This window comes from Streptococcus pseudopneumoniae, from assembly GCF_001074975.1.
GTDB classification, from domain to species: domain Bacteria; phylum Bacillota; class Bacilli; order Lactobacillales; family Streptococcaceae; genus Streptococcus; species Streptococcus pseudopneumoniae_D.
This window is the reverse complement of the sequence record NZ_JUUO01000068.1, coordinates 1-9267: the sequence shown is the minus strand read 5'-3', so window position 1 is coordinate 9267 and position 9267 is coordinate 1. Positions and strand designations below refer to the sequence as shown.

Annotated in this window: 10 protein-coding genes; 7 read left to right on the top strand and 3 right to left on the bottom strand. The window is 33.7% G+C overall.

Annotated features, from left to right (window positions below):
• Window positions 1-248: 248 nt before the first annotated feature.
• The gene (locus tag ADI86_RS03425; protein WP_049531802.1) at window positions 249-575 is read right to left on the bottom strand and encodes a helix-turn-helix domain-containing protein; all 327 of its coding nucleotides are present in this window, start codon (window positions 573-575) and stop codon (window positions 249-251) included.
• 183 nt (window positions 576-758) lie between these two features.
• On the opposite strand from ADI86_RS03425, the gene ADI86_RS03420 reads away from it, so the two are divergent.
• Genes ADI86_RS03420 through ADI86_RS03400 form a run of 5 tightly spaced genes read left to right on the top strand, consistent with a single transcriptional unit; the run spans window position 759 to window position 4690 of the window.
• Entirely contained in the window at window positions 759-1598 is an 840-nt protein-coding gene (locus ADI86_RS03420; protein WP_049531801.1) for an excalibur calcium-binding domain-containing protein, read from the top strand.
• Entirely contained in the window at window positions 1591-2028 is a 438-nt protein-coding gene (locus ADI86_RS03415) for a thioredoxin domain-containing protein (protein ID WP_049531800.1), read from the top strand. The genes ADI86_RS03420 and ADI86_RS03415 overlap by 8 nt, the downstream gene beginning before the upstream one ends.
• A gap of 15 nt (window positions 2029-2043) precedes the next feature.
• Window positions 2044-2832 carry a hypothetical protein gene (locus ADI86_RS03410; RefSeq protein ID WP_049531799.1) on the top strand — a complete coding sequence of 263 codons (789 nt, stop codon included), beginning with the start codon at window positions 2044-2046 and terminating at the stop codon, window positions 2830-2832.
• Window positions 2833-2842: 10 nt separating this feature from the next.
• Window positions 2843-3580, top strand: a complete 738-nt coding sequence (locus tag ADI86_RS03405; protein WP_049531798.1) for a hypothetical protein — start codon at window positions 2843-2845, stop codon at window positions 3578-3580.
• Between the two features lie 6 nt (window positions 3581-3586).
• Window positions 3587-4690 carry a DUF6287 domain-containing protein gene (locus ADI86_RS03400; RefSeq protein WP_049531797.1) on the top strand — a complete coding sequence of 368 codons (1104 nt, stop codon included), beginning with the start codon at window positions 3587-3589 and terminating at the stop codon, window positions 4688-4690.
• Window positions 4691-5423: 733 nt separating this feature from the next.
• On the opposite strand, the gene ADI86_RS03395 is transcribed toward ADI86_RS03400, so the two are convergent.
• Window positions 5424-6788 carry a VapE domain-containing protein gene (locus ADI86_RS03395; RefSeq protein ID WP_049531796.1) on the bottom strand — a complete coding sequence of 455 codons (1365 nt, stop codon included), beginning with the start codon at window positions 6786-6788 and terminating at the stop codon, window positions 5424-5426.
• Between the two features lie 150 nt (window positions 6789-6938).
• Complete coding sequence (locus ADI86_RS03390; protein ID WP_049531795.1) at window positions 6939-7235, bottom strand: hypothetical protein; 297 nt, start codon at window positions 7233-7235, stop codon at window positions 6939-6941.
• Window positions 7236-7407: 172 nt separating this feature from the next.
• Between ADI86_RS03390 and ADI86_RS03385 the strand changes: the two genes are divergently transcribed.
• Complete coding sequence (locus tag ADI86_RS03385) at window positions 7408-7947, top strand: helix-turn-helix domain-containing protein (protein WP_049499273.1); 540 nt, start codon at window positions 7408-7410, stop codon at window positions 7945-7947.
• 56 nt (window positions 7948-8003) lie between these two features.
• Window positions 8004-9167 (top strand): tyrosine-type recombinase/integrase, encoded by a 1164-nt coding sequence (locus ADI86_RS03380; protein ID WP_049531794.1) that lies wholly within the window; start codon window positions 8004-8006, stop codon window positions 9165-9167.
• The last annotated feature ends 100 nt before the right edge of the window (window positions 9168-9267 follow it).

Below are 9267 nucleotides of genomic sequence, written 5' to 3'. Positions count from 1 at the left end.
AAGCCCACTGTTGTAGGCTTTCTGTAAGATATTTCTTAAAATTAAAGCATTTTGTTGTAGAATAGATTTAGTATAAATTACACTTTGGTATGCTTTATAAATGTTGATTTTGTATCGTTTTTAGAATTTACATATTAAATAAAATAGATTAAACTTTACTCCAAGGTGGACAAAAAGGAGTACAAATTTCATGGTGATGAGTTCAGTAGGCAAGTAAGAAGTACCGTTTAGGTGCTTTTTATTTTACACTAACTATCTTGGCTTAATTCAAGTATTTCCATCACCTTATGAACAATCATCTTATGCTGTGGGTGTCTCTGAATCTTCAATAATAATTCCATCATTTCTGTATCTTGTGGCACAGAATAAGGTAAGAAAAAATCACTCAATGGAACTTCCAAAGCATCAACAATCTTCACAAAAGTTTCCAAAGAGATATTTCTGTGATTATTCTCTATCTGACTGATATAAGGAACGCTTAGATTTGTTCTTTCTGCTAGTTCTTGCTGTGTAATCTTCTTTGAAGCTCGTAAATCTCGTATCTGATTACTTATCTTTTCTAATATATCATCCATTCCTTCACCCTCTATGTTAAATCTACTATCTATCTTATAGATTAAACAATCAGGTTTACATTCTCTATGGTTAAATATTGTCAAAAAACATATTCTTTTGTTAAAGTTTGTGTGATATAATTGTAACTATTAGGAAATATTTTTTTATTTCATTAAATAAAGTTAAACATTTGGAGGTTATATATGCTTAAAAAGCTTAAGGAATTAAGCAAAGAACAAAAGATTATAGGTGGTATTGTACTATTGCTTATCCTCGTTTTGTTCTTCACACTATTAACTAGCGGTAGCACTAAACACTCACAAGTTCAAACTAAGGCTAGTGATTCTGTCAAACAGTCTTCACAAGTTAAACAGTCTAGTTCATCTTCCTCTACTTCATCATCCAGTAGTGAAACTAGTTCTAAAATAGAGAAATGGTCTCCAACTGGGCATATAGCCGTAGATGCTTATCTTAATACACCACAAATTAAAATCATACTGCGAGCCAAAGCACTGAGAGAGGTAGCACACAAACTCTCTAACACAGATAAACTCTACGAAGTTGAAGCTGAGGTAATTGGGATTGAAGAAAAAGATGAATACCGTGAGTACAACATAACAGGTAAGAAACTTCTTATCCGTACACCTGAATCACTAGCTGTGAAAATGAATGAACTTATGGTCTATACAGGAAATACAGTATCTTTAGAAAAATATGATTCAATCGATAAAGGCTCGTTAGTAATCAGTGAAGTGAGAAAAACAGAAAAAGCACAAGAAGAGGAAAAAGCAAGTATTGAAGCCTCCAAATCAAAAGAGGAGGAAAGGAAAGTATCTTCACGAGAAAAAGAGCAAGAACAAGCTTCATCTCACACCACAACCACTCCTACACAATCGTCTACGACTGCTCCACAATCAAATTTAAGACCGTTCAAAAACTGTAAGGAAGCACGAAAAGCAGGACGTGTAAACATACCTGCTAGTGACCCACAATACGGTCCATGGTTAGATAGAGACAAAGACGGATACGGATGTGATGAATAGTAAAAAAGTTCTTATTCTACTGTCACTACTACTTATTATAATTGTCACATTCACAGCATACTTAACCACTCTGACACAAACAGACTACCAGATAGCTGTGAACAGACTCCAAAAGATAAGTTTAGAGGCTGTGGAACAGAAAATACAACATAAAGAAAGCTTTTACCTATACACAGGGAGAGAGAGTTGCCCATACTGCCAAGAATTTGCTCCAAAGCTAGCAAAAGCAGTAGATAAAACTGAGACCACTGTGTATTACTTAGATAGTAAGCATATAGATAAGACAAGTTGGAATAACTTTAAAACAACTGTAGGATTCAAAACAATCCCCAATCTCACTTACTTCACAAATGGTACAGTATATGACATATTACCGAAAGCAAGTCAAGCTAGTGTTGAAGTGATTGAATCATTTATAAGAAAGGAATAAATTAGGATAGTAGGCATGAACAAGATTTTTAAATACATTATAGGATTTACATTGATATTTCCTCTTTTAATTTTATTTTATGCTTGTATGGAATCAAGCAATCATAAGCAACAATATGCTAAAGATACGGAACGTGTTACTAAGCTAGTTGAAGCACTAGAAAATGACACAACAAATATTAAACAAAATATAACGTTAGAGGAAGCTTTGAAGCTTGTTTCTGAGGATAGTGAATTGTCATCTGTTAAAAAGGAAATTCAACATCTAAAAGACATATATAAAACCGATTACGAGTACAAATTTAGTAGCTTGTCTTACCGTGTAGATGAAGTGGAATTGAAACTTAATAAACAAATCGAAAAGATTAAAGAAGAAAAAGAGAGACAAGAACAAGAAGAACGGGAAAAACAGAAAAAATTGAAAGAGGAAGCAGAGAAAAAATCTAAAGAATCTGAGAAAAAGTCCAGTGAAGAAAACAGAAAAGTAGACTTAGATGCTTTCTATAATGCAATTCAAGAAGGTGTAGATAAAGTAAATACACAATCAGGAGTACATATGCTTGAAATGGAAAAAACATCTGTAACACCTGGCATCAGAATCATTCTCACAGAAAATAATGCTTCGTATTCAAACAAAGAACTTAGAGCAATTATCAGTGCATTAAACAAATCTTTATATAAAATTGCAAAATCCCACGGAGTAAATAGCCCTAGATTCTACTACACTCTCAGTGATGAAGAAGTCGCTGTGAATCGTTATATAATGGCTCCTGATGAAGTTAAGTTTTCTGGAATATTAAAATAGGAGAGTACTAATGAACATAGGGAAAATTATTAAAATAACTGAAGATACTGCTTATATAGGTTATGAAGATGGAAGTTTAAAGGAAATTGCTATTGAATCTTGTGACTTTGAACCTAGTATAGGGGATTATGTAGAAGTTTATGAAGGTATTGTCATAAAAGTCGACATCAACAAGAACAACATAGAGAAAAAGAACCAATATAAAAAAATAGGAATTATAGTCACTCTACTATTACTGTTTGTAATTATTGTTATAAGTTTTATAAATACTAAAGAACAAATTTCAAACAATCAAACAACTTCAAGCTCAACATCAAAACAAATTTCATCATCCAAAAAAAGTAGCTCTACCTCTTCATCTTCCTTAAAGGAAAGTAGTTCCAGTTCCTCATCCTCAGTACCATCAAAACCTAAGATTACTGTAGATAATGATAAAGCGAATTATGGTGAAGTAGACTATAACAAGTGGAATCATGATGAGATAGCTGTAGATACTAAAGTAAGGGTATATGGTAAAGTTTTACAAGCTATGGAAGATGGGAAAGCCTATACACTGCGCGTAGCTATAAATGATGACTATGATAAAATTATCTTAGTTTCTATTCCTTCTGAATACAACAATAGAGTTATAGCCGAAGATGACCATATAACATTGTACGGACTAGTAAAAGGAAGACAAAGTTATGAGACGGTCTTTAAAGCCACAAAAACACTGCCTCTCATGGTTGCCTATATGTACGAAAACTAATACTACATGAAAAATAAAATCCATAATCAAATTATTCACATTTCAGATACACATGTTATTATTCGACTCCACACAAATGAGACTCTAAATGTTCCTATCAATGAGCTAACTTTTCACCCTAAAGTAAATGATATTGTTGAAGTTTACCAGAATCAGAATCACGTAGTAGTTTGTCCTCTACCACAGAACAACAATCTTTGGATTCTTATAACCTCGATTACACTTCTAATTCTTACCATTATAGGAGCTACATTTTTGTTCTTTAGACATCCAGATAGGAATATAGAAACAGTAGATAATCAATCTTCACAACAAAGCTCCTCTACCACTTCTAGTTCCTCTGCATCATCTAGCTCTTCTTCCAGCACATCTACTACAAGCTCTAGCTCAACTGAAGATAGTATAATAGATACGACAGCCGAAGAGCTTAGAGACATGGAGAATGATGGTAGGTTAAAAACTGGTCAACTATACCGCTTCACAGCAGAACTAACACGCCAAAAGTTTTGGGAAGCATACGTAGGACACTTTAAAGCTCTAAATACATACCATACTATTTGGGTAAAAGCTAGTAATGCTCCTATGACTGGTGTACAAGTACAAATTAAGAAATCTATGATTGAGGGATGGCAAGAAGGAGCGACCGTTACTTTCACAGTTAAAATCATGGAAGACTCTGAAAAATTTCAATTCTGGGTTGCTACTGATGCCACACTTATCACGACTCCCACAGAAGAAAAGCACACAGAAAATACAACACAAGAAATTGATACACAGGCTATTCTACATGGAGACTACTCTAGTATAGCTGGTACTTGGAGGAATGAACTAGGATATGAAATAGTGTTTAATAAGAATGGGTTAACAAAAGGAGGACAGATAGCTCAGTCAGGCATAGGAAGCGATGGACACATAGGTTTTAGTGTCAGCTCAGGACCTATAGGAGCTGCAATGGGAATATATCCCCCTGGAACAAGTATACCTATGAAACGATTTGAGAATAACCAAATGGTATCAATCGAAGACCCAACTGATAAAAGTAAAACTAGAATTATCATTACTCAAACACATCCATCTGATGAAAAAGCTGTCTACTACAAAATAGACTAAAACAACATTCCCTATACTTACAAAGTTTTCCTAGTTACCTGAAAATCCCTGCAATTACTTATTGCAGGGATTTTGTATATCCGTTACATCACATGAATCTCTTTCAGACAATTCCACATTACTAACACATTTTTGATATAGAGAGTTAATCGGTGAATAGCAAAATTCACACACATCCATTACTATTCTATTTTTTAATCGACCCTTAGAAATCCCATTATCACGCGCATTACTAACCACAAACACAACAAGATAAATTAATACATTTGTACAGTACAAACTGATAGCTGAATCAAGTCAACACTACAAAAACATGAAATTCTATAATGTAAAACCTCTTTAAATAGCTAGTTTTATTCTCTAATTTATCTCATAAGTATACGCCTTTATGCCGTGAAAGCAAATTGACAGTAAGTAGGCACAAAGTACGCTAAGAACGTCTCAGACGAAAGGCTTTAGTTTTTCGGATGGACAGTTCATTTGTACGAGAGTGCCTTGTTTCTTGCTGTCAATTAGACCATGGAATAAATTAGGCGTATTTGGTACTTAACAAAGCGTTTCACTCCTTTGCCTTCGCTCATGGCGGGCTAGTCGTTCACACTTTGTAGTAATGTAGTAAGAAATTTCTCTACTTACTCTTATTATATAATTCTAACTATTTTTACAAGAATAATACTACAATACTACAAAAGGAGTAAATAACTAGTATTATTACCACCTTTGCCTGTAGTTACTATGTAGTTACTTTACGTACATAAACACGTGTTGGACTACATGTGCTACAAGGTCGCTTACTTTTCACAACTTCAAAATCATCACGATTGTCTAATACCTCACGAATTTTTGGAGCATATTTACTACTTCGTCCTCTACCAGTGTTTTCATCAAACAGTATGTAAGCTAGTTCACTTGTGTAAGTAACAGTCACTAAGCCTGATTCCTTTGCATCCCAATACTCTCGTGTTTCTTTCTCATATCCCTTCCACATACGGTAGTATTTCCTCTTCTCAGATAAAGTATAATATCTCCATTTATCAGGTACAATAAACTCATCCAAGAACTCATTTATTAACTCTTTTTCCACATCTTCTTCTTTGAAATCAAATTGTATCTCTTCCAATTTTTCTGAAGTCGTTATACTTGGAAACATAATTCCATTTTTTTCAAATAGTATTTTAGCTTCAGCAAGAACTTGCAAGAAGTAATTATCAGAAACATCCATTGGATGCTCCTCCACAACATATTCCCCACAGTTCAAAGGATAGAATCTTCTTTCAACTCCAAAATCACTGAGAAATGCTTTAGAATTTCCAGTTGCAATAAACACATTATGTCTTAGTTGGCGTTTGTGTGTTTTATATAATTCCCTACACATATCGTATGAAGCACTAAGGAATCCCTTAATTCTATTTATATCACTCTGCTTTAGTCCCTGTAATTCTGGAATTTCTACAACACATACATATTTAAGCATCCTATAATCTTCTTGTGTTTTCCCAAATGAAATAGGAGTATCAGTAAAAGCATCAGGCAATAAACGACGAGCTACTGTACTTTTTCCTATCCCTTGTGGACCAATCAAGACAGGTACATTATCAAATTTGATACCTGGTTTATATACACGTCCAATTAGACCTGTCAAAAACATCTGGGATACCTCACGTGTGTATATACTATCCTCACACCCTAACAGTTTATGAAAGAAGTATTTCACACGAGGTACTCCATCCCAGTCAACACTTTCAATTCGCTCCTTTACAGGATTAAATATCCGTCTACGTGCCACTTCTAAAACAGCATCTTCAATATAATCCTTTTTAGGAGTAAAGTGAAACTGTTTATCAATATATACCGAAAACAAAGAAGTGTCTTCGCTATCCCATTCTCCTTTCAGAGTTTCCCAAGGCGTCTTATCTAGTTTTTCAACTGCTCCTGTGAACTCATTGTAACCTAATAATGTCATCTTAGATTCAAATGATTCTAAGATAAGCACTACGTTTTGAGGTGAACTAACAGGTTTCCCTGAATTATTGAGATTAAATTTAGGCATATCAAGAACTTTATCCTCTGTCTCCTGCTTTTTAAAAATGATTGTCATAAGCAACTCCTTCTGGTAGTAACATAATTACACTATATAGCATAATTGATAGCAATTGAATCAAAGATTCAACATGGTTATAAATTCCTATGTATTTCAAGAAATCATAGAATTTTTCAATTGTGTTTATTTTCTTTTCATACAATGTATTCACTCCTTATTAGTAATTGAAAGAAACTTCATAACATCTGATTTCTTATAGAAAACTTTGCGAGTTCCTTCTATTGGTGGACAGTATCGGGTTAACCCCAAACGCTCCCATTCATGCAGAGTTACTAAACTAATACCTAGTTCTTTGATTAACTCTTTCTGTTGTATCAAGCCAAACGAGTCACTATGAGGTGAAAGTATTGCATGTGATAGATAATCATTTATTAAATGCTCAATCCTCTCCAATAATGCTAGTTCTGCTTCCTTAGATAATATCCCTTGTGGTATACTATACATATATCTCCTTTCTTTCCTATTTGTGCACAACTATCCTCTCATAACTATTACAGCTTACCTACTTAACTAAGTTAATTAACTTAGGTTATGTTTTGCATTTTATCAGTTTTTTATTTACATGTCAAGAGTTTTGTGCTAAAATATTACTAAAGTTATTAAACGGAGGTTAAAAATGATAGGAGAATATCTTAAAAAATGCCGTACAGAAGGCGATGTAACTACTAAGAGCCTTGCTGAAGACCTAAAAGTATCACAGTCTTATATCTCACAAATTGAAAATGGGAAAAAGATTCCCAGTTTAACTAAACTCATTGATATTACTGAAAGCATTGCTTCACTCTCTATAAAAGAAAAATGCGAACAAGATGGATTAGAGTTCGATGAATACTGCATTGAATATAAAACATTGGCTAGCACTTATATTGGTGATATAATCAAAAATATCAACATGAATTCAGTTCATAACGATAAAGAGAAGCAACTTTTAAAAGATTTAATTGAATTAAGAAATGATAAATCCATATTCTCAAAGTTAAAAACATACAAAGATATTAGCCACGATATTATCAATGGAGAAAATATTAAAATCAACCTTGATTATATCTTTAGAAAGAATGTAAAAATAACTATTGATGGTCAAGCACTCACAACTGAGGACTTAACCGCTCTACAAATACTAATTGAAGGTATTCGTTCTAGACACAAATCATAATATCTATTTTTCATAACCTTTTACAGCTTGCCTACTGATGTTAGAAAGGTTAAGAAATGAAAATAGCAGAAATCAAGAAACAAAACGGTGACACTGTATATCGTGCAAAAGTATACCTAGGAGTAGATAAACTCACAGGGAAAAAAATAAAGGCTAATCTGACAGCTAGAACTAAAACTGAATTGAAGAAAAAAGCTCAATTAGCTAAAGCCGAATTCCAAAATAATGGCTCTACTAAGAAGGAAACCATTCCACTAACAAGCTATGAAGAAGTAGCTCAATTATGGTGGGAAAGCTATCAACACACAGTAAAACCAAATACACAAGATTCAGTAAAACGACTACTAGCTAACCATGTGATTCCTCTATTTGGTTCTTATAGGTTAGATAAGTTAACCACTCCAACTATCCAACGCATTGTTAATCAACTAGCTCTACGTGCTAACAAAAGAGAAGAGGGCGCATTTCTACACTATGATAAAATTCACGCGCTAAATAAACGTATCCTACAATATGCTGTGACAATGCAGATTATTGATATAAATCCAGCTCGTGAAGTTATTCTTCCTCGTAAAATAAAAAAGGGTAGAAACAAAGTAAAACACTTTAATAACTTAGAGTTAAAGCAATTTCTCAGCTATCTAGAAGAGGCTAACTTAGCAATATATAGAAATATCTATGAAATTACTTTGTACAAGTTTCTTCTTGCTACTGGTTGCCGTATTAACGAAGCCTTAGCTCTACACTGGTCAGATATTGACCTACATAATGCAACTGTGAATATTACAAAGACACTAAATCATTTAGGTGAGATTAATAGCCCAAAGTCTGAGGCAAGTTATCGCACAATTGATATTGACCCACAAACTATAGAGGTCTTAAAAGTGTATCAAAAAAGACAAAGGCAAGAAGCTTGGAAACTTGGTCGAACTGAAACTGTTGTATTCTCAGATTTTATTCATAAATACCCAAACAATAAAACACTATCAACTCGTTTAAACACACGTTTCAAACATGCTGGTGTACCTAATATTGGATTCCACGGTTTTAGACACACACACGCTAGTCTTTTGCTAAATTCTGGAATACCATATAAAGAATTACAACACCGTCTAGGTCATTCTACACTAGCTATGACTATGGACACTTACAGTCATCTCTCCAAAGAAAAAGCAAAAACAGCCGTCTCATTTTATGAGAAAGCTGTAAGTTCTTTGTGAAGGGGGACAAAAAGGGGGACAAACCCAGAAATCAACGTTTTAAGACAAAGCAAAAAGCCCACTGTTGTAGGCTTTCTGTAAGATATTTCTTAAAATTAAA